The sequence below is a fragment of the Achromobacter aegrifaciens genome (assembly GCF_902859965.1).
Lineage (GTDB): Bacteria > Pseudomonadota > Gammaproteobacteria > Burkholderiales > Burkholderiaceae_B > Achromobacter > Achromobacter aegrifaciens.
Genome location: NZ_CADIKO010000003.1, coordinates 1169492 through 1191225 on the forward strand (window position 1 = coordinate 1169492; position 21734 = coordinate 1191225).

17 protein-coding genes are annotated in these 21734 nt (G+C 66.7%); 12 read left to right on the plus strand and 5 right to left on the minus strand.

All coding sequences use genetic code 11. From position 1 onward, the window contains the following. The first annotated feature begins 86 nt into the window (after positions 1–86). The 6 genes from HV793_RS24425 to HV793_RS24450 are packed head-to-tail and all read left to right on the plus strand — an operon-like array spanning position 87 to position 5133. Positions 87–1190, plus strand: a complete 1104-nt coding sequence (locus HV793_RS24425; RefSeq protein WP_119450499.1) for a polyamine ABC transporter substrate-binding protein — start codon at positions 87–89, stop codon at positions 1188–1190. Between the two features lie 6 nt (positions 1191–1196). After that, positions 1197–2324, plus strand: a complete 1128-nt coding sequence (locus HV793_RS24430) for an ABC transporter ATP-binding protein (RefSeq protein ID WP_054451160.1) — start codon at positions 1197–1199, stop codon at positions 2322–2324. Beyond that, entirely contained in the window at positions 2321–3241 is a 921-nt protein-coding gene (locus HV793_RS24435) for an ABC transporter permease subunit (protein ID WP_119450498.1), read from the plus strand. Before HV793_RS24430 ends, HV793_RS24435 begins: the two co-directional genes overlap by 4 nt. Then, a complete protein-coding gene (locus tag HV793_RS24440; RefSeq protein WP_042792726.1) occupies positions 3238–4047 on the plus strand; it encodes an ABC transporter permease subunit in 810 nt (269 codons plus the stop codon). Before HV793_RS24435 ends, HV793_RS24440 begins: the two co-directional genes overlap by 4 nt. Continuing rightward, positions 4044–4400 carry an arsenate reductase gene (locus HV793_RS24445; RefSeq protein ID WP_175214043.1) on the plus strand — a complete coding sequence of 119 codons (357 nt, stop codon included), beginning with the start codon at positions 4044–4046 and terminating at the stop codon, positions 4398–4400. The genes HV793_RS24440 and HV793_RS24445 overlap by 4 nt, the downstream gene beginning before the upstream one ends. A gap of 19 nt (positions 4401–4419) precedes the next feature. After that, positions 4420–5133, plus strand: coding sequence for a DNA-3-methyladenine glycosylase (locus HV793_RS24450; protein WP_125473255.1), 714 nt, complete (start codon positions 4420–4422; stop codon positions 5131–5133). A gap of 40 nt (positions 5134–5173) precedes the next feature. On the opposite strand, the gene HV793_RS24455 is transcribed toward HV793_RS24450, so the two are convergent. Next, positions 5174–5872: a PhoP regulatory network YrbL family protein gene (locus HV793_RS24455; RefSeq protein ID WP_054451163.1), complete on the minus strand. Its 699-nt coding sequence runs from the start codon at positions 5870–5872 to the stop codon at positions 5174–5176. Positions 5873–6012: 140 nt separating this feature from the next. Between HV793_RS24455 and HV793_RS24460 the strand changes: the two genes are divergently transcribed. The 5 genes from HV793_RS24460 (at position 6013) to phoU (ending at position 12357) form a co-directional block, all read left to right on the plus strand. Further along, positions 6013–7383, plus strand: a complete 1371-nt coding sequence (locus HV793_RS24460) for a DNA recombination protein RmuC (RefSeq protein WP_119450496.1) — start codon at positions 6013–6015, stop codon at positions 7381–7383. 106 nt (positions 7384–7489) lie between these two features. Then, positions 7490–9019, plus strand: a complete 1530-nt coding sequence (locus HV793_RS24465; RefSeq protein ID WP_175214044.1) for an amidase — start codon at positions 7490–7492, stop codon at positions 9017–9019. A gap of 64 nt (positions 9020–9083) precedes the next feature. After that, positions 9084–10745, plus strand: coding sequence for an isovaleryl-CoA dehydrogenase (locus HV793_RS24470; protein WP_175214045.1), 1662 nt, complete (start codon positions 9084–9086; stop codon positions 10743–10745). A 37-nt stretch (positions 10746–10782) separates the two neighbouring features. Further along, complete coding sequence (rpiA, locus tag HV793_RS24475; protein ID WP_054451340.1) at positions 10783–11463, plus strand: ribose-5-phosphate isomerase RpiA; 681 nt, start codon at positions 10783–10785, stop codon at positions 11461–11463. A 174-nt stretch (positions 11464–11637) separates the two neighbouring features. Then, positions 11638–12357 carry a phosphate signaling complex protein PhoU gene (gene phoU, locus HV793_RS24480; RefSeq protein ID WP_054451167.1) on the plus strand — a complete coding sequence of 240 codons (720 nt, stop codon included), beginning with the start codon at positions 11638–11640 and terminating at the stop codon, positions 12355–12357. Between the two features lie 3 nt (positions 12358–12360). On the opposite strand, the gene HV793_RS24485 is transcribed toward phoU, so the two are convergent. From HV793_RS24485 to argA, 3 genes are all read right to left on the minus strand, one after another. Further along, entirely contained in the window at positions 12361–14301 is a 1941-nt protein-coding gene (locus HV793_RS24485; protein ID WP_175214046.1) for a phosphocholine-specific phospholipase C, read from the minus strand. A 146-nt stretch (positions 14302–14447) separates the two neighbouring features. Further along, positions 14448–14720 carry an oxidative damage protection protein gene (locus HV793_RS24490; RefSeq protein WP_054451169.1) on the minus strand — a complete coding sequence of 91 codons (273 nt, stop codon included), beginning with the start codon at positions 14718–14720 and terminating at the stop codon, positions 14448–14450. A gap of 96 nt (positions 14721–14816) precedes the next feature. Further along, the gene (gene argA / locus HV793_RS24495) at positions 14817–16175 is read right to left on the minus strand and encodes an amino-acid N-acetyltransferase (protein ID WP_054451170.1); all 1359 of its coding nucleotides are present in this window, start codon (positions 16173–16175) and stop codon (positions 14817–14819) included. A 216-nt stretch (positions 16176–16391) separates the two neighbouring features. On the opposite strand from argA, the gene hrpA reads away from it, so the two are divergent. Continuing rightward, entirely contained in the window at positions 16392–20321 is a 3930-nt protein-coding gene (gene hrpA / locus HV793_RS24500) for an ATP-dependent RNA helicase HrpA (protein ID WP_175214047.1), read from the plus strand. A gap of 404 nt (positions 20322–20725) precedes the next feature. On the opposite strand, the gene lpxO is transcribed toward hrpA, so the two are convergent. Then, positions 20726–21625 (minus strand): lipid A hydroxylase LpxO, encoded by a 900-nt coding sequence (gene lpxO, locus HV793_RS24505; protein ID WP_054451172.1) that lies wholly within the window; start codon positions 21623–21625, stop codon positions 20726–20728. Between the last annotated feature and the right edge of the window lie 109 nt (positions 21626–21734).

The window sequence follows — 21734 nt, forward strand, 5'->3', positions numbered from 1 at the left end:
AAGTTGGGCAGGTCCTCGCTAAAAAGCTTTATCATTTCGCCTTTTGGTACTCCTGTCACATACGGCATAACGCAAGGGGGCTGGTGATGAAACTACGGGCGGGTATGCGCTTGGCGCTTGGGGCGATGCTGGTCATGGCGGCCTCGTCGGCGGCGGTGGCGCAGAACAAGGTCGTCAACGTCTACAACTGGGCCGAATACACGGCTCCGGACACAATTCCCGGTTTTGAAAAGGAAACCGGCATCAAGGTCCGCTATGACGTCTACGACAGCAACGACACCCTGCAGGCCAAGTTGTTGGCCGGCAAGTCGGGTTATGACGTCGTTGTCCCGTCCACGCATTACGCCTCGCGCCAGATCGAAGCCGGCCTGTTCCAGAAGCTGGACAAGTCCAAGATCCCGAACTGGAAGTACCTGGATCCCGAAATCATGGCGCTGGTCGCCACCGTCGATCCCGGCAACGAATACGCCATTCCCTGGGGCTACGGCACCAATGGCCTGGGCTACAACGTCACCAAGGTCAAGCAGATCATGGGCGACGGCGTGGACCTGGCTAACTGGGACATGATCTTCAAGCCCGAGAACGCCGCCAAGCTGAAAGAGTGCGGCATCTCCATGCTGGACGAAGCCGCCCAGGTGTTCCCGGCCGTGCTGAAGTACCTGGGTAAGGATCCCAACAGCACCAACGCCGACGACTACAAGGCCGCGCTGGACGTGTTGATGAAGATCCGCCCGTACATCCGCCAGTTCAGCTCGTCGGGCTATATCGACGAGCTCGCCGTGGGAGACCTGTGCATGGTCTACGGCTTTTCCGGCGACGTGATGATCGCTCGCAAGCGCGCCCAGGACGCCAAGAAGTCCTATGAAGTGAACTACTTCATTCCGAAGGGCGGCGCGCCCGCGTGGTTCGACCTGATGGTCATCCCCAAGGATGCTCCGCATCCCGAAGAGGCGCTGGCCTTCATCAACTACATCGAAACGCCCAAGGTGCATGCGGCCATCACCAACACCATGTTCTATCCCAACGCCAACAAAGAGGCGCGGCAGTTCGTGGTCAAGGACGTGGCCGACAACCCCATGATCTACCCGCCGGCGGACGTCTCCAAGACCCTGTATGTGATCAAGGCGCTGCCCTTGAACATCCAACGCCTGCAAAACCGGATGTGGTCCGAGCTGAAGTCTGGAAGATAAGTCATCATGAGCGATAGCCGTTACTCGGCGCAGCATTCGGCCGATCCGGACGAGTTCGTCCGGATTTCCGATGTCGTAAAGATCTTCGGCGATGTGGTCGCCGTCCGTTCCGTCAATCTCTCGGTCAAGCGCAACGAGATCTTCGCCCTGCTCGGCAGTTCGGGCAGCGGCAAGTCCACCTTGCTGCGCATGCTGGCGGGCTTCGAGGAAGCCACCTCGGGCCAGATATTCCTGGACGGCGAAGACATCACGCACGTGCCGCCGTACCGCCGGCCCGTGAACATGATGTTCCAGTCCTACGCGCTGTTCCCGCACATGACGGTCGAGGCCAACGTGGCCTTCGGCCTGAAGCAGGAAGGCGTGGACCGGGCCGAGATCCATGACCGCGTGTTCGAAGCCCTGGACCTGGTCCAGATGGCCGGTTATTCGCGCCGCAAGCCCAACCAGCTGTCGGGCGGCCAGCAGCAGCGGGTGGCGCTGGCGCGCAGCCTGGTCAAGCGGCCCAAGCTGCTGCTGCTGGACGAACCCATGTCCGCCTTGGACAAGCAGATCCGCCAGAAGACCCAGATCGAACTCGTGAAGATCCTGGAGCAGGTCGGCGTGACCTGCATCATGGTCACGCACGACCAGGAAGAAGCCATGACCATGGCCCACCGCCTGGCCGTCATGACCGAAGGCCAGATCGTCCAATGCGGCACGCCGCAGGACGTCTACGCCTTTCCGAATTCCCGCTTCGTCGCCAGCTTCATCGGGTCGACCAACATGTTCACCGGCACCATCGTGGTCGATGAACCGGACCACGTCGCCATCGAGTGCGGCGAGCTGACCCGTCCGCTCTTCGTCAACCACGGCGTGAGCGAGCCGCTGGGCATGGAAGTGCACGTCTCCATCCGCCCTGAACGGCTGGTGGTGTCGCGCGAGCAGCCCGAAGCCGAATACAACTGGGCCCATGGCATGGTCAGCCACATGGCCTGGATGGGCAGCTACGCGCTCTATCAGATCCGCCTGGATTCCGGCAAGACGGTCGAGGCCAGCGTGCCCAGCCAGTTGCTGGCCCAGATGGACGCGCCCGGCATCGATGAAGAGATCTTCGTCAGCTGGGACGCCGACAGCGCCACGGTGCTGGCGTCATGATCCGCTTTTCGCCCCGCGACTGGTTGCCGTCGGGCCGGGCGCTGGCGGTGGTGCCGCCGTTCGCCTGGCTGGTGCTGTTCCTGCTGGTGCCGTTCCTGCTGGTCCTGAAGATCAGTTTCGCCGAACTGAAGTTCGGCATTCCGCCCTATACGTCCCTGGCGGAATTCAAGGACGAGGCGGTGCAGTTCAGCCTGCACCTGCGCGGCTACATCCTGCTGTTCACGGACAGCCTGTACTTCGCCACGTATCTGAATTCGGTGAAGATCGCCGCCATCACCACGCTCTTCTGCGTGCTGATCGGCTATCCCATCGCCTATTACATCGCGCGTTCGTCGCCGGCGGTGCGCAACCTGCTGCTTTTGGGTGTGATCCTGCCGTTCTGGACTTCGCTGCTCCTGCGCGTGTACGCCTGGGTCGGCATCCTGCGCAACGACGGGCTGCTCAACAACCTGCTGCAGGGCCTGGGCATCATTTCCAGTCCGCTGGAAATCTACCGCACCGACGTCGCCGTCTACATCGGCATGGTTTACGCCTACCTGCCATTCTTCATCCTGCCGCTGTACGCCACGCTGGTGAAGATGGACCTGCGCCTGCTGGAAGCCGCCTACGATCTGGGCGCCAAGCCCTGGCAGGCGTTCTGGCAGATCACGGTGCCGCTGTCGCGCCAGGGCGTGATTGCCGGCGCCATGCTGGTGTTCATCCCGGCGGTGGGCGAGTACGTGATCCCCGAAATGCTGGGCGGCGCCAACACGCTCATGATGGGCCGCGTGATGTGGAATGAGTTCTTCAACAACGCCGACTGGCCCATGGCTTCGGCCGTGACCTGCGTGATGGTGCTGTTGCTGCTGGTGCCGCTGGTGTACTTCCAATACAACCAGGTCAAGCAGCAGGAACAGGCGAACGGAGGCCGCAAATGAACGGGCCCAACAAGACTTTGCGCGCCGTCGTGCTGGGACTGGGGTACTTTTTCCTGTACGTGCCCATCATCAGCCTGATGGTGTTCTCGTTCAACGAGTCGCCCACCGTCACGTCCTGGACCGGTTTCTCGTTCCGCTGGTATCACTCGCTGTTCAACGACGACGCGCTGCTGCGCGCGGCCTGGCTGTCGTTCCGCATTGCCGCCATGACTGCCACCGCCGCCGTCATCATCGGCACCTGGGCCGGCTACGTGCTGGGGCGCATGGGGCGCTTCCGCGGCTTCGCCTTGTACGTGGGCATGCTCAGCGCGCCGCTGGTCATCCCCGAAGTGGTGCTGGGCATCTCGCTACTGCTGATGTTCGTGGAACTGCGCGGCAGCCTGGGCTGGCCCGCCGAAAACGGCATCTTCACGATCTGGGTCGGCCACGTGACCCTGTGCATGGCCTTTGTCGCGGTGGTCATCCAGACCCGCATCCGCGACCTGGACCGTTCGCTGGAAGAAGCCGCGCTGGACCTGGGCGCCACGCCCATGACCGTGTTCTTCAAGATCACGCTGCCGCTGATCGCGCCGGCGCTGGCCTCGGCCTGGCTGCTGTCCTTCACCCTGTCGCTGGACGACGTGGTGCTGGCCTCGTTCCTGTCCGGCCCCAGCTCCAGCACGTTGCCCATGGAAGTTTTCTCGCGCGTGCGCCTGGGCCTGAAACCCGAGATCAACGCGCTGGCGACCCTCTTCATCCTGGCGGTCGGCACTTGCGTGATCCTGGCCAACCGCATGCAATGGCGCAAGGAGTCCGAACCCAAATGAAGCAAACCACCCTGTATGGCCTGACCAAGTGCAGCACCTGCGTCAAGGCGCGCGACTGGCTGACGGCGCATGGCGTCGCCCACGGGTTCGTGGACTACCGCGACAACCCGGTGCCGGCCGCCACGCTGAAAGCCTGGGCTGACCAGGTCGGCGGCTGGGAAAAACTGGTCAACCGCACGTCCATGACCTGGCGCAACCTGCCCGAAGAGCGCAAGACGGCGCACACCGATGCGCAGTGGACCCAGTTGATCGCCGAGTATCCGGCATTGGTGCGCCGCCCGGTCACGGTCACGCCCGATGGCGAGGTGAGCGTTGGCTTCAGCGAAAAGCGCTACGGCGAACGTTTCGCCTGAGGCGCCGGCCCAGGCCGGCCTGGCGCCGGGCGCGTCCGGCCGGGCCTTGCCTGACGCCTTCTTCGACCGCGATGCCGCCCAGCTGGCGCGCGAGCTGCCGGGCAAGGTCATCCGCCACCGCGTGGGCGACCTGTGGCTGTCGGCCCGCATCATCGAGACCGAAGCCTATTACCTGGAAGAGAAGGGCAGCCATGCGTCGCTGGGGTACACCCATAAGCGGCGCGCGCTGTTCATGGACGGCGGTACGGTCTACATGTATTACGCCCGCGGCGGGGATTCGCTGAATTTCAGCGCGGGAGGGCCGGGCAATGCCGTGCTGATCAAATCCGCCTATCCCTGGACGGACGCGCTGTCCGGACCGCAAGCGCTGGCCCGCATGCTGGAGTTGAACCCCGATGCACAGGGGCGGCCGCGACCGGTCTCCGGCCTGTGCGCCGGCCAGACCCTGCTGTGCCGGGCGCTGGGCCTGAAAGTGCCGGACTGGGACGCACGCGGTTTCGACCCGCAGGCGCTGTATGTGGAGGATGTGGGGGAGTCGCCCGAAGCCCTGATCTGCACCACGCGCCTGGGCATTCCGCTGGGCCGGGACGAACACCTGCACTACCGTTTTGTGGACCCTGCTTACGCGGCCTTTTGCACGCGCAATCCCTTGCGCCGCGGACAGCGCGCCGGCCACGACTACGTATGGGTGGACCGCCAGGGCGTGGTGTTGCCAGAGGCGCCGCAGGCGTAACCGACCGGCCCGCGCCCCGGCCGCGTCTGCGCAGGGCGCGTCAGAACCCGCCGGTGGCAATACGTTCGGCCAGGGCCGCGCGCATGCGCACGTACTTGCGGTGGATGCGCCGGCTGTTCAGGCGCTTGCTCCAGGCATAGATCGGGATCAGCGGCAGGCCGCCGAAGCCGTCGATCAGGTACAAGCCCTGCTTGCCGTCGGCATTCAGGCCACAGGCGATGTTGCTGGCGGAGACATCGTGCAGAACCACGTGGGCATCGGCCAGATCCTGGAAGAATTCGTCCAGCTGCGCGCTGAGGGCGTCGTCGAGCTTGCCCTGCCTGGCCAGGTCCGTCACGGTGGGGGCGATGTTGCCGTCGGCGTCGCGGATTTTCTCGACGACCAGGCCCAAGCCCAGCGTGGTTTGGGCCACGCCGAGTATGCGCGCCATGGGCACCTGCCATACGCCCGAGGGGCGGGTGGTGGTGGTGACGTATTCGTAGATTTCGGTCAGGTAGACGCGGTACGCGCTTTCGCGCTGGTATTGCTTATACCAGCGCTTGAACGGGCGGGCCTCCAGATAAATCGCGCGGGCGCGCATGTCCATGACCTTGACGAGCAAGGACGGCATGTTGGGGTGCTGGAAGATGTGCCGGTCATGGCCGGAGGCGACCGGCGTGGCGGCGTTCAGGTCCAGCGGCCCGAAGATGGACTGGAAAGACGCCGCGGGCGTACAGAGAGAAGGATCTGCGGGGTTCAAGGGGAGATCAAGCCTGTTTGGATGCTCCCGAGTTTAATCCTTGAGCTGGAGCATGAGTCCGCCAGATGCCGAATCTCGGCCGGATTTACCGGGGAAGGCGTGGCCGGAGTCCTACAATCCCGGCTTTGGAGACGCATCTTTTGAACGACATACATCTGCTTTGGATCGCCGCGGGCGGCGCCGTTCTGGCCTTTTTGGCGGCCTTGCTGGCATGGCTGCGCCCGCCCGCGCAGGATGCCCGGCTCGATGCGCTGCTGGAAAGCCTGGAACGCACCGAGCGCGCGCTGCGCGCCGACATCGCGGAAGGGCAGCGCGGCCTGCGCAGCGAATTCGCGGACTCCACCCGCGCCCTGAGGGTGGAGCTGTCGCAGTCGCATGGCGATTTGCGCGCCGGGTTGTCGCGTGACGCCCAGGCCGCGCGCGCGGAGTCGGCGGAATCGCTGGCGCGCTTTGCGGCGGGCTTCTCCGAGCAACTGCAGGGCCTCATCCAGATCAACGAGCGGCGCCTGATGGAAGTGCGCGCCACGGTCGACCAGCGGCTGCAATCGTTGCAAACCGACAACAGCGCCAAGCTCGACGAAATGCGCCGCACCGTGGACGAAAAGCTCCACGCCACGCTGGAGCAGCGCCTGGGCGAGTCCTTCAAGCTGGTGTCGGACCGCCTGGAGGCCGTGCACAAGGGCCTGGGCGAAATGCAGGCCCTGGCGGCGGGCGTGGGCGACCTGAAGCGGGTGCTGACCAACGTCAAGTCGCGCGGCACCTGGGGCGAGGTGCAACTGGCCAGGCTGATCGAGGACAACATGACGCCGGACCAATACGCCAGCAACATCAAGCCCGTGCCGGGCAGCGATGCCGTGGTGGAGTTCGCCATCCGCCTGCCGGGGCGCGGCGATGGCGGCGAACCCGTCTGGCTGCCGATCGACGCCAAGTTTCCCAAGGAAGAGTACGAGCGCCTCATGGACGCGCAGGAAGCCGCCGACACCGAAGGCGTGAAGAACGCCGGCGCCGCGCTGGGCCGCGCGGTGGAACTGCAGGCGCGCCTGATCGCCGGCAAGTACGTGGCGCCGCCGCACACCACCGACTTCGCCATCATGTTCCTGCCTACCGAGAGCTTGTACGCGGAGGTGCTGCGCCGCCCGGGCCTGCTCGATAAGCTGCATGACCTGCGCGTCAACGTGGCCGGCCCCAGCAACCTGGCGGCATTGTTGAACAGCCTGCAGATGGGGTTTCGCACGCTGGCGATCGAACAGCGCTCGTCCGAGGTCTGGCAGGTGCTGCGCGCGGTCAAGACGGAATTCGGCAAGTTCGGTGAATCCCTGGCCAGCGTCAAGAAGACGCTGGACACCGCCAGCAACAAGATCGGCCAGACGGAAGTGCGCACCCGCGCCATGCTCAAGAACCTGAAAGCCGTCGAGGCGCTACCCGAAGCCGACGCCCGGCTCCTGCTCGGCACTGCGGACGAGGGCGACGCCGGGGACGACGACGAAGACCAGGCCGCAGGCCAGAACTGATCCGGCCGCGGCGGCATCGCAGGGGCGTGAGCTTGTTGCCCGCAGCGACTGCCGATATCCTGGCGTCAGCGGCAATCCGCCGTCAGTCACCTGGAGCATTGCAAGCATGAGCATCGCTGAACGCCATGATTCCTCCACCCTGGACGCGACGGCGCTGGGCGCTGATATCGCACAAGGGGTCACCACTGCGCTTGCTGCGATGCAGCAGGCGGTGGACCGGGTGGCGGCCCGCAATCCCTCGATCAACGCCGCCTGCGGCCTGCAGGCGGAAATCGGCCTGCGCCTGGCGCAGTCATTGGACGAGGAGCTGGGCGGCCTGTCGCAGGAACAGCGGTTGGCGCAATTGCAGAAACGGCCGTTCCTGGGCGTACCCACCTTGCTCAAGGACCTGGGCACGGCGGCGCTGGGCCTGCCCAGCGCCATGGGTTCGGTGCTGTACGGCCAGGTGGAATGGAACGTCGACGCCGAGATCGTCAAGCGCTACCGCCGCGCGGGCCTGATTCCGTTCGGTCGCACGACCAGCGCCGAATTGGGCCTGAGCCCCACCACCGAATCGCCGGTCTACGGGCCGGCCACCCAGAACCCCTGGAAGGCGGGCCATAGCGCGGGCGGGTCCAGCGGCGGCGCGGGCGCTGCGCTGGCCAGCGGCATGGTGCGCATCGCCCATGGCAGTGACGGCGGCGGGTCGATCCGCATTCCTTCGTCCTGCTGCGGCGTGCTGGGCCTGAAGCCTTCGCGCGGCTTGATGCCGCTGGGCCCGCTGAAGGGTGAAGGCTGGGGCGGCCTGGCCACCGAACACATGATGACCCTGTCGGTGCGCGACTGCGCCGCGTCGCTGGACATCAGCGCCGGCGCCGACGTGGGTGCGCCTTACGCCGCGCCGGCACTGCCGGCTGACTCCTACCGCGCCGTGGTGGCGCGCGTCGCTGCTGATCCGCAATCGGCCGCACGGCGTCGCATTGCCTTCGTCAACACGACCTACGAGGGCGAGGCCATCCATCCTGAAGTGGCGGCCGCCGTGGACGAGGCCGCGCAGCTTTTCGCGTCGCTGGGCCATGAACTCGTGCCTGCCGCGCCGCCGGTGGGATCCGAGGAGGTGCTGTCGCCGATGCTGCCGCTGATCGCGAGCGCGGCGGCCAACGCCATTGACGCCTTCGTGGCCGCGCGCGGCCGCCGCCTGGCCGCCGATGAATTGCAACCAACAACGCTGGGCGCGCGCGAATACGCCCGCGCCATCTCCGGCGCGCAGTACGTGGCCTGCGTCGATACCTGCCACGAGATCACGCGCCGGGTCGGCCGCTTCCTGGAACGCGACGGCGCGCAAGGCTACGACCTGTTCCTGAGCCCGGTGCTGGCGCAGCCGCCGGCGCCCATCGGCCGCTACGCCATGGACAACGCCGACTACCTGGCCTACCGTTTGGGCAAGAAGGGCGTCATCGGCTATTCGCCGTTTGCGCCCTTGGCCAATCTGACCGGCATGCCCGCCATCTCCATCCCCTTCGGCATGTCGTCCGACGGCCTGCCCATCGGCATCCAGCTGATGGGGCCGCTGGGCAGCGAGGCGCTGCTGCTGGAGCTGGCGGCGCAGGTCGAGGCGCTGCGGCCCTGGGCCCTGGTGGCGCCGATGGCCAGATAGGCCCGAAGGGGCTGACCGCGCCGCGGGCTGGCGGCGCATCAGTGGACCGATCCAGGGAGCAGCCATGTCATCGTTCGCGACACATACCGTATCCAACCAGGTGCCGCCCCTGGAGGACTACTCCTTGTACGAAACCGACCCGGCCTTGCGCGAGGCGGTGCGGCGCGAAGGCGCGCAAGCCTGGGAGCCGGACCTGGCGGCGCATGGCGCCTGGCTGGGCCGCGCGCAGACGCTGGAAGCCGGCGCGCAGGCCAACCGCTGCACGCCGCGCCTGGTCAGCTACGACCGCGGCGGCCACCGCATCGACCGCGTCGAATTCCATCCGTCCTGGAATCTGCTGATGGGCGGCATCATGGCGCGCGGCCTGCACAGCCGCGCCTGGGCGCAGCCCGAGCCGGGCGCGCAGGTGGCGCGGGCCGCGGCCTATGTCATGCAGGGGCAGGTCGAGGCGGGCAGCCTGTGTCCCACCACCATGACGTTTGCCGCGGTGCCGCTGTTGCAGCGTGAACCTGCGGGCGTCGTGGATTTCGGCGGGCAATGGCTGAACGCCCTGTATTCGCGGGAGTTCGACGGCGCCGACGCGCCGCTGGCCGCGAAGCGCTCGGCCCTGATCGGCATGGGCCTGACGGAGAAGCAGGGCGGCTCCGACCTGCGCGCCGTCACCACGCGCGCCACGCCAGTAGGCGCGCCCGGCCGCGGCCGCGCCTATTTGCTGGTCGGCCACAAATGGTTTTTCTCGGTGCCGCAGGCCGACGCGCATCTGGTGCTGGCGCAGACCGACGAAGGACTCAGTTGCTTTTTCGTGCCGCGCTGGATACCGGACGGACCGCGCAATGCCGTGCGCGTGCGCCGGCTGAAGGACAAGCTGGGCAACCGCAGCAACGCCAGCGCCGAGGTCGAATTCGAGGAAGCCTGGGGCGTCATGGTGGGCGAACCGGGCCGCGGCCTGGCCGTGCTGCTGGAGATGGCCGCCACCACCCGGCTGGATTGCGTGCTGGGCAGCGCGGCGCTGCTGCGGCAGGCGCTGGTGCAGTCGGCGCATCATGCGCGCCACCGTCACGCCTTCGGCAAGCCCTTGATCGAGCAGCCGCTGATGCGCAACGTGCTGGCCGACCTGGCGCTTGAAAGCGAGGCGGCCATGATGCTGGGCCTGCGGCTGGCGCGCGCCGTGGACGAGCGCGCCGACGCCGCGGCGCGGGCCCTGGTCCGCGTGGGCACGCCGGCCGCCAAGCTCTGGGTCTGCAAGCGCGCGATCGCCGCGGTGGCCGAATGCATGGAGGTCTGGGGCGGCAACGGCTACGTGGACGACGGCCCTATGCCCCGGCTTTACCGCGAAACCCCGGTCAATTCCATCTGGGAAGGCTCCGGCAACGTCATGGCGCTGGACGTATTGCGCGCCTTGCAGCGCGAGGCCGGAGCGCTGCCCGCGCTGGAGCGCGAGTTCGCGCAGGCGGCGGGGCAGTACCAGGACTTCGACGACGCGCTGGCGCGCTGGCGGACCTTGCTGGCTGATGGCGTCCAGGCCGAGTTCCAGGCTCGCCGCATCGCCGCCGGCCTGGCGCGCTTGTGGCAGGCTGCCTTGCTGATCCAGCATTCGCCTGCGCCGGTGGCGCAGGCTTTCGTCGCCAGCCGCCTGAACGCGGGCGGCGGCGTGTTCGGCGAACTGGCGGCGGGCGCGGATGTGCAGGCCATCCTGGCGCGGGCGTGGCCTGCTGCCGCATGCTAAATTTCCTGGCTTGACCAACCTTCCCGCATTTTTCGCCATGCTTTCCCAGCAAGAACTCAAGCAGCAAGCCGCCGACGCGGCCCTGGAATTCGTTGAACAGGTCGCAGGACCCGACGCCATCATCGGCGTGGGCACGGGCTCCACGGCGGATCTCTTCATCGACGGCCTGGCCCGTTTCAAGGGCCGGATCGGCGGCACGGTGGCCAGTTCCGAGCGCAGCGCCGCCCGGCTTGCCGGACACGGGCTGAAGGTGCTGGACCTGAACGACATCACGACGATGCCGATCTACGTCGACGGCGCCGACGAGATCGACGCCAACCTGCACATGATCAAGGGCGGCGGCGGCGCGCTGACGCGCGAGAAGATCGTGGCTTCGGTGGCCGAGCGCTTCATCTGCATCGCCGACGAGTCCAAGCTGGTGCAGACCATGGGCAAGTTCCCGCTGCCCGTCGAAGTCATCCCCATGGCGCGCGCATCCGTGGCGCGCGCCCTGGCGGCGCTGGGCGGTCAGCCCAAGCTGCGCGAGGGATTCGTCACCGATAACGGCAACGTCATCCTGGACGTGTCCGGCCTGTCCATCACCGACGCGCCGGGCCTGGAAGCTCGGGTCAACAATCTGGCGGGCGTAGTGACCTGCGGCCTGTTCGCGATCGCGGGCGCCGACGTGGCCCTGCTGGCCACGCAAAACGGCATCCGTCGGCTGGACCGCCGCGCCTGAGTCCGCTTGCCGACGCCTCCCGGCGTTGCCCCGGCCGGCCCGCCTTGTGGCCGCCGGGGTCCGTGTTCATAATCCTGTCACACTTGGGTCATAACCTTGCGGGTTGTGCAGGCCCATCTCGTAATATCCTTTTTTCAGGGCAGTGCAATGAGACCAAACACGCAGGGAGCCCGGATGTCGGAGCATACAAACAAGCAGTTCGATGCGGACCTCGAAAGCGTCCGTTCGCAGTTCCTGCAAATGGGCGGCCTTGTGGAAGCCATGATCCAGGAGGCCATCGACGCGCTCGCCAGCGGCGACATTTCGCTGGTCGAGAAAGTCCGTGAGCGTGAAAAGGAAGTCAACCGCCACGAAGTCGAAATCGACGAGAGCATCAGCCGCATCCTGGCGCGCCACCAGCCCACCGCCATCGACCTGCGCATGCTGATGGCCGTGTCCAAGATGCTGACCGACATGGAGCGTTCCGGCGATGAAGCCGAGAAGGTCGCCACCGTCGCGCGCCGCATCCACGAAGCCGAACTGCGCCACATCCCGGTGATCGAACTGCGCCACATGGCTGCCAATGTGCGCACCATGCTGCATCAGGCGCTGGACGCGTTCGCCCGCCTCGATCCCATCCAGGCCGCCGCCGTCGTGCGCAGCGACAAGGAAGTGGACAAGGAATGGAAGGGCGCGCTGCGCCACCTGATCACGTACATGATCGAAGATCCGCGCACCATCTCGCGCGCCATCGACATGATCTTCATCGCGCGCGCGCTGGAACGCATCGGCGACCACGCCAAGAACATGTCCGAGCGCGTGATCTACATGGTCAAGGGCGCCGACGTGCGCCATACCGGCGTGAAGAACACCGAGCGCCTGGCGCGCGGTGAAGAAGAAGACACGGAAGAGTAAGCGTCAGTCCAGGGGCAGCGTCGCCCCTGCCTGCAGGCGCGGGTCCGGCAGGCCGGCTTTGCCGGCGTCGATGCGGCCCGCCAGCCTGCGGCCGAATGCCGGCAAGGCAAGCGCGGTGATCTCCAGGTCGTACCATCCCTGGCAACCGCCGTAGGCAAGATCCAGCGAGCCGTCCGCTTGCACGTGCGCCATGGCGCACCAGCCGTCGCCCATGCGCGACTCCACTTTTACCGCCTGCGGCGTTTCGCCGCGATTGACGAGACGCAGGCTCAGGCCGGTCGCCGCCGGCATCACTTGCGCCTCCAGCGTGCCGGCATCGCGCGCATCGCCGCGGAAGTGCCGGTGCAGGCCGTCGGGGCCCAGCAGCCACAAGTCATAGGCGCCATCGGCGTGCAGGCGCCAGCCGTCGTCCAGCCGCGCGCCCGCGCTCACGGTATAGCGGCGCGGCGCGTGTTCCAGCGCGTGGCGGTCGTAGACATGCAGCACCGCGCCTGCGGCGCCGGGATTGCGCAGGGTCAGCCGGTAATGTCCGCCGTCGGCAGCCATGCGGCCTTGGACGTCCAGCGCGTACGGCAGGGCGCAAGCCTGGCGCAGGCCTTCGGCGTGCGCGCCGCGGGCGGCAGCGAAGTCGAAGGCCGAGGTCAGGTCGCCGGCGATCTCGCGCCGCCAGGCGCTGATATTGGGTTCCAGCACGCCAAATCGCGCTTCCAGGAAACGGATCACCGACGTGTGGTCGAACACCTGGGAATTGACCCAGCCGCCACGGCTCCAGGGCGAGACCACCAGCATCGGCACGCGCGGCCCCAGCCCGAACCCGCGCCCATGCAGTCCGGCAGGGTCGTCGGGCGTGGCGGCGCTGGGCCCATGGCGCACATCGTGGTATTCGCCGTCCAGCTCGACCGTGGAGAGGCCGCCCGATAGGCCGTCGGCCGCGCGGGCAGGCGGCGCAGGCGGCGGCATGTGGTCAAAGAAGCAGTCGTTCTCGTCGTAGGTGACGAAGAACACGCAGCGGCTCCAGACCTCGGGATTGCGGGTCAGGATGTCCAGCACGCGCTCCGTGTAGGCACCGCCCCTTGCCGGCGACGAGACCTCGGGGTGTTCGGAATCGGCCGTGGGCGCAATGATCCAGGACACCTGCGGCAGCGTGCCAGCGGCGACGTCGCGGGCCAACTGGTCCAGCGTGCACGTGGACAGGCCGCGGTCGCGCAGGGGCGCGTCGCCGGCCGCGCCCGCATGCTGCCGGCGGTACTGCTGGAAGCCGGCCAGCGGATTGTCGTGATAGTTGTCCGCCATGTCCTGGTAGATGCGCCAGTCCACGCCGGCGTCCTGCAGGCGTTCGGGATAGGTGGTCCAGGCATAGCCTTCGCTGGCGGGCCCCAGGCGGTCGAAGGTATTCACCAGGGCTGGGCCGCCCGCCAGGCCTTGCGGATCATTGGTGCCGGTCCAGAGGAACAGCCGGTTGGGATTGGTGCCGGCATGGATCGAACAATGATAGGCGTCGCACAGGGTGAAGGCGTTTGCCAGCGCGGTCTGGAACGGCACCTCCTCGCCACGGTAGGCGCCCATGCCCAGGCGGCTCTTGGCGGGCAGCCATTGGTCCATGCGGCCGTCGTTCCAGGCGCGCTGCGCGTCGTCCCAGGTGTGCGGCGTGATGTAGCCCACCTGTGCATCGCTGGCGTATTCGGCCTGCAGGGCATAGGGGCGGACTTGCGCCGCACCATCCGCCTGCGTCAGCACATTGCCCGTCAGCGTGGGGGCGGGATGCGGATCGGCGAAGCCGCGCACGCCGGGCAAGGTGCCGAAATAGTGGTCGAAAGAGCGGTTTTCCTGCATCAGGATCACCACGTGCTGCACGTCCTGCAGCGTGCCCGCGCGGCGGTCGGGCGCGATGCCGAGCGCGCGTTCGATGGGCGAGGAGGGGGACAGGCGCGATTCTTCTTTCATGACAGCGATGATACGGCCAGCAGTACTTGAATCTTAAGGCCGGCGCCAAGTCGGACGCTGGCGCCGGAAATGAACAGCCCCTCGCGGGCGAGGGGCTGCATCGGGTGGGCCGCCATCAGCTTGCGGCCGGAAAAGGCGCGGCCGGATCAGGCCGAGGGCGGAACGTAGCCCTGCGCTTCGACGGTGCCGTCTTCGAACAGGAAGCGCTCCATCTGTTCCTTCAGGTACTTGCGGGCGCGGGCGTCCGCAAGGTTCAGGCGGTTTTCATTGACCAGGCGCGTCTGGATGGCCTTCCATTCTTCCCAAGCTTCCTTGGAAATGCTCTGCCAGATCTTGGTGCCGAGTTCGCCGGGGTAGGGGGGGAAATCCAGCCCTTCGGCTTCACGCTTCAGTTTTACACAGTTGACGATACGGGCCATGGTTCGCTGCCGGAAGAAATGAGTAATCCTGCATTTTAACGGGCTTGGCGACCTGATGGCGCCAAGCCCCTGCGGACCCTGCGGGTAGCCCGGGTGTTACAGCTTCTTGATGAAGACCAGGCTGTTGCGCGAACGGTTGTAATTGTGCTGTTTCTCACGCGGCAGGTCGGCGATGCCGCCCTGCACGAAACCGCGCTTCATGAACCAGTGCGAGGTGCGCGTCGTCAGTACGAACAGGCGCTTGGCGCCGACGGCGCGCGCGCGCGATTCCATGTGGCGCAGCAGGATTTCGCCTTCGCCCGAACCCTGCCATTCCGGATGCACGATCAGGCAGGCCATTTCGGCCATCTGCTCTTCGGGGAAACTGTGCAGGGCCGCGCAGCCGTAGATGACGCCGTCGTGCTCCAGCACGGTGAAGTTTTCCACGTCGCGCTCGACCACGCTGCGCGGACGCGGCACCAGCGTGCCGTCGGCTTCCAGCGGTTCGATCAGGCTGAGGATGGCGCCGACGTCGTCGATCGTGGCGGCGCGCAGGTCGTCCAGCGTGTCTTCCACCACCATGGTGCCGACGCCGTCGTGGGTGAAGATTTCCAGCAGCACGCTGCCGTCCAGCGCGAACGGCAGCAGGTGGGCGCGGGCCACGCCGCGCTTGACCGCGAGCGAGGCGTACTGCAGGAAGGCGTGGGTCTCTTCGTCGAGTTCACCGCCGGCCAGCAGGGCGTCGGCGTCCACGCGGGCGAGTTCAGTGTCCAGCGTGCCGTCGTCGTTCAGCACGCCCTGCGAGCTGGACAGGAAGATGAGTTTTTCAGCGCGCAGCGCCACCGCGACGCTGGTGGCCAGGTCTTCCATGGCCAGGTTGAACGCGTCGCCGGTGGGCGAGAAGCCCAGCGGCGACAACAGCACCACGGACGAGCCCTTTTCGATGGCGAACTTGAGCGCGTCGATGTCGATCTTGCGCACCTGGCCGGTGTGCTTGTAGTCCACCCCGTCCAGCACGCCGGTCGGGCGGGCGGTGACGAAGTTGCCGGAGATGACACGGATATGGGCGTGCGACATGGGCGTGTTCGGCAGCCCCTGGCTGAAGGCGGCCTCGATGTCCAGGCGGATTTCGCCGGCGGCTTCCTTGGCGCATTCCAGCGCGGCGGCGTCGGTGGGCGACAGGCCGCGGTCGAATTGCTGGGTAAAGCCCTTCAGGCGCAGCTGCTCATTGACCTGCGGACGCGAGCCGTGCACCAGCACCAGGCGGATGCCCAGCGAGGACAGCAGCGACAAGTCCTGCACCAGCGCGTTCAGCGCGCCGGCCTGCACCAGTTCACCGCCGAAAGCCACCACGAACGTCTTGCCTCGGAACGCATGCACATAAGGCGCCACTTCTCGGAACCATCGGACGAACTGGGCGGGTGCGAATTCTGGGGCTTCAAGGGCGGAGACGGTGTCTGGTTCCAGGTCGGGCATGATGGGCGGAAGGATTCCTGAGAGTAAGCAAAAACGCGGCGCCGTGCCGCGCCATAGCGCCGTCGGACGACGGCGTGGCGAAATTATATGACCGTCGCGCCCCGGCGCAGCCGGAAAAGAGTGCCAATTTGGTGCCGGATTTACCGGTTTGCGCCCGCGGCGCCGGCAGCGGGCTCGCGGAAATTTATAATGCCGGACTAACCGGACTAATCGTACATGCCTGAATCCTCCAGCCCGCGTGCGCCCAAGGCCGCGGACGCGGCGGCTCCGGCGGCAGCGGCAGACGCGCAGAACGCGCGCCGCGCGCCGCGCCCCGAGCGGCCCATACCCGTGGTGACCTACCCCGAAGACCTGCCCGTCAGCGCGCGGCGCCAGGAGATCGCGCGTGCCATCGCCAGCCACCAGGTGGTGATCGTCAGCGGCGAAACCGGGTCGGGCAAGACCACCCAGCTGCCCAAGATCTGCCTGGAGCTGGGCCGCGGCCGCCAGAAGATGATCGGCCACACCCAGCCGCGCCGCCTGGCCGCGACGTCGGTGGCCAAGCGCATCGCCGAAGAGCTGAACACCCCCATGGGCGAGGTCGTGGGCTACCAGGTGCGTTTCAACGACCGCACCGGCCCCAACGCGTCCATCAAGCTGATGACGGACGGCATCCTGCTGGCCGAATCGCAGCGCGATCCGCTCTTGCGCCGCTACGACACCATCATCATCGACGAGGCGCACGAGCGCAGCCTGAACATCGATTTCCTGCTGGGCTACCTGAAGCAGCTGCTGCCCCGCCGCCCGGATCTGAAGATCATCATCACCTCGGCGACCATCGACGCCGAGCGCTTCGCCCGGCACTTCGGCGCTTCCGAGGACCGGCCCGCGCCCGTCATCGAGGTGTCCGGCCGCCTGTACCCCGTCGAGGTCCGCTACCGTCCCGTGCGCGAGGAGCTCCCGGAAGACGAGGCCGCCCCGGCCAAGCCCGGCCGGGACCGCGAACGGATGTCGGGCGACGAGGAGCGCGACCTGATCGACGCCATCGTGGACGCGGTGGACGAGTGCGCGCGCCACGGCCCGGGCGACGTGCTGGTGTTCCTGCCTGGCGAGCGCGAGATCCGCGAATCCGCCGAGGCGCTGCGCAAGCGCCATCCGGCCGGCACCGAAGTCTTGCCGCTGTACGCGCGCCTGTCGCAGGCCGAGCAGGAGCAGATCTTCCATCCGCGCACCAATGCGCGGCGCATCGTGCTGGCCACCAACGTGGCGGAAACCTCGCTGACCGTGCCGGGCATCCGCTTCGTGGTCGACAGCGGGCTGGCGCGCATCAAGCGCTATTCCTGGCGCAACAAGGTCGAGCAGCTGCGCATCGAGCCGATCAGCCGCGCTTCGGCCAACCAGCGCGCCGGCCGTTGCGGCCGGGTCGGGCCGGGCGTCTGCATCCGGCTCTACGACGAGCTGGACTTCAACAACCGGGCGCCGTTCACGGACCCGGAAGTCCTGCGCTCGTCGCTGGCCTCGGTCATCCTGCGGATGAAGTCCCTGAAGCTGGACGACATCGAGCAGTTCCCCTTCGTCGAGGCGCCGCCCGGGCGCGCGGTGGCCGACGGCTACCATCTGCTGCAGGAACTGGGCGCGATCGAACTGGCGTCGGCCTCGGACGACGACACGGACGCTTCCCGTACCGGCTCGTCCTTCGTGCTGACGCGCACGGGACATGAACTGGCCAAGCTGCCGGTGGACCCGCGCATCGGCCGCATGATCCTGGCCGCGCGCGAACACCAGTGCCTGGCCGAGATGCTGATCATCGCCTCGGCCCTGTCGGTGCAGGACGCGCGCGATCGCCCCATGCAGGAACGCGAGGCGGCTGAAGCCGCGCACGCCAAGTTCGCCGACGACAAGTCCGAGTTCATCTCCTTCCTGAAGCTGTGGCGCTGGTACGGCGAGCAGGTGCAGCACAAGGCCTCGCAGCGCAAGCTGGTGGCCCTGCTGCGCCAGAACTTCCTGTCGCCGATCCGGCTGCGCGAATGGCACGACGTGCACACGCAGCTGGCCGCGCTGGTGGGCGAGCAGGGCTGGCGCCTGAACCAGACCGAGGCCACCTACGAGCAGCTGCACATGGCGCTGCTGTCGGGCCTGTTGGGCAATATCGGCTTCAAGAGCGACGAAGGCGGTCATTACCAGGGCGCGCGCGAGATCCGCTTCCATATCCACCCCGGTTCGCGGCTGGTGAAGAAGGCGGGGCGCTGGATCGTGGCGGCCGAACTGGTCGAGACCACGCGGCTGTACGCGCGTTGCGTGGCGCGCATCGATCCGGTGTGGCTGGAAAAAGTCGGCGCGCACCTGATCCGCAAGAACTGGTCCGATCCGCGTTGGGAAAAGAAGGCCGGGCAGGTGGTGGCCAATGAACGGGCCACGCTTTACGGGCTGACCATCTACACCGGCCGGCGCATCCAGTACGGCCGGGTCAATCCGACCCAGGCGCGCGAGCTGTTCATCCGTCAGGCATTGGTGCCGGGCGAGATCGACACGCGGCTGGCGTTCGTGGCGCACAACCGCAAGCTGATCGCAGGCATCGAAAAGCTGGAACATCAGACCCGCCGCCCGGACATCCTGGTCGACGACGAGCTGATCCACGCCTTTTACGACAGGCAACTGCCGGCCGACATTTCGCAGACGGCGACGCTGGAAAAGTGGGTGTCGGGGCTGGACAAGGCTGCCGCCGCCAAGCTGCTGCTGACGCGCGACGAACTGATGCGCCACGAGGCCGCGGGCGTCACGACCGATGTCTTTCCCAAGAAGGTGGAATGGCAGGGCGTGTCGATGGCGCTGGATTACCACTTCGAACCCGGTTCGCCGCGTGACGGTGTGACCCTGTCGGTGCCGCTGTTCGCGCTCAACCAGATCGATCCGGCGCGCTGCGAATGGCTGGTGCCCGGGATGCTGAAGGAAAAGGTGCACCTGCTCCTGAAGTCGCTGCCGCAGAAGCTGCGCCGCCACTGCGTGCCGCTGCCGGACTATGCCGCAGGCTTCTACGACCGCTGGTTCGAGCGCCAGGCCGACCCGCAGCAGGGGTTGGTCGATGCCATCATCGCCGACATGTGGGACCAGGTGCAGATCCGCCCAGCCGCGGCGGACTTCAAGCTGGAGACCCTGCCGGCCCACCTGTTCATGAACTTCCGGGTGGTGGATGAGCACGGCCGCATGCTGGCGGCCGGACGCAACCTGGCGCAACTGCGCGCCGAGTTCGGCAAGCAGGCGCAGGCCACGTTCCAGCAACTGGCGGCCAGCGACACCCAGGTGGCCCAGGCGCTGGCGCACGAGAACCTGACTTCCTGGTCCTTCGGCCCCTTGCCGGAGATCATGGAGATCAAGCGGCGCGGGCAGTCGGTGATCGGCTATCCGGCGCTGGTGGACCGCGGCGCGCATTGCGACCTGGACGTGTTCGACGATCCGGACGAAGCGCGCAAGCACCACCGCGCGGGCTTGCTCAGGCTGTTCCGGCTGGGCTTGCGCGAGCAGGTGAAGTTCCTGGAAAAGAACCTGGCGGACCTGACCAAGATCAGCATGCTCTACATGACGCTGGGGACGCAGGAAGAGCTGCGCGACCAGATCATCGACTGCGCGCTGGGGCAGGCTTGCCTGGCCGATCCCTGGCCGGTCAACGAGCAGCAGTTCGAGGCCCGGCGGGCCGAGGGCAAGGGCCGGCTGGGTCTTTTGGCGCAGGAAGTGGCGCGGCTGGCGGGGGCGGTGCTGACGGAATGGGCGGCAGTGCAGCGCAAGTTGCCGCAGGCCAAGCCGCATGCTGCGGCCTACGCGGACTTGCAGGCGCAGCTGGGGGCGTTGATGCCCAAATGGTTCATCCGCGATACGCCGTATGCGCAGCTTGCGCATTTTCCGCGGTATCTGAAGGCGGTTCTGGCTCGCATCGACAAGCTGCGGGCGGATCCGGCCAGGGATGCCAAGCTGGTGGCGGAGATGGCGCCTTTGCTGACGCAGTATCAGCGGGCGCGGTCGGCGCTGAAAGGGGCGCCGGATCCGCGGCTGGATGAGTTCCGGTGGCTGCTGGAGGAGCTGCGGGTGGCATTGTTTGCGCAGGAGTTGCGGACGCCTATGCCGGTTTCTGTGAAACGGTTGATGAAGAGCTGGGAGTCGCTTAAGCGTTGATTGCTATTGTGGTTTGTTTTATTTCTATTGTGATTGATCGTCGGGCGGGGTCTTCGTAGGCCGCCCGTCGGCGCGGACGGCATGGCGGCTCGCGCCCACGATTGCGGTCCGGAGCGTTCGCTCCGGACTACCCCGTCGTCATCGTCGTCACCGCCTGCGGCGGTTCCTTCCGATTCCCTCGGGCGCATCGAGGTTGCTCGCCGCCACGCCGCCCGCGCCGACGGGCTACGAGCGTCTTGGGGCGTCGCGATGTTGAAGCCGTGGGTGGGGAAGAGGTTTGCGGGGCCCGCCATTTTTGGCCGCCCGGGCGGCCAAAAATGGCATACGCGGTGTCTTGCGTTGTGGCGGTGGGCGCTTGCGCGATCTGGCTGACGGGGGGCGCCCGGATGTCCGGGCGCCTTTTCTTACAGGGCCAGGAAGCCCACGACCACCAGGGCGATCAGGCCGTACTTGGTGGCCTTGTAGACATTGCGGTTCCAGGCCTTGAAGGCCTTGCGCTTCTGGTCGATGACCCAGTGGGCGTGGGTCAGCTTGTTGATGGCGCCGGTCTGGTCGCCGCCGTCGTTGGGCGAGCTGGCGGCGGACATGACGACGCGGCCGAACCAGCGGTTGAAGGCTTCGGCCCAGCGCCACTTCAGCGGGCGCTCCACGTCGCAGAACAGGATGATGCGGTTCTGGTCGGTGTGGTTGTAGGCTTCGTGCACGTAGGTTTCGTCAAAAACCACGCTTTCGCCGTCGCGCCAGCTGTAGTGTTCGCCGTCGACGATGATGTGGCAGCCGTCGTCGTTCGGGGTGACCAGGCCCAGGTGGTAGCGCAGGGACCCGGCGAACGGGTCGCGGTGCGGGTTCAACTGCCCGCCCGGCGGCAGTTCGGCGAACATCGCGGCCTTGACCTTGGGCAGGGTCTTCAGGATGGCGACGGTCTTGGGGCAGAGTTCTTCGGCGGACGGGTGGCGCGCGTCGTACCACTTCAGGTAGAAACGCTTCCAGCCGTACTTGAAGAAGGAATTGAAGCCGATGTCGTTATGAGTGTCGGCGGCCTTGATGCGGCGCAGCTCGGCCATCTGTTGGGCTTCTTCGCGGATCGTTTCCCAGTTGTCGTCCAGCACCTTGAGTTCGGCGATTTCGCTGGTCGTCAGGTAGGGCGTGGTGGGAACCCGCGAGGTCAGCACCATGAAGGCGTTGACGGGGGCTAGCAGTACGGAATGGTCCAGCAATTGGCGGCCCAGCGGCAGCTTGACGCGGCCGCGGAAGTGCGCAAACAGGATGGCGCTCAGCCAGATCCCGGGAATTAGCCATTTCATAGGTGAATCTCGTGCGTAAATCTCATGTCAACAATGGAAGATGACGTGCAACGTGTATTGTTACACAGGCGCTTGCGTAGTCCTTTGCGCGAGCGCACAGGCCTCGGCT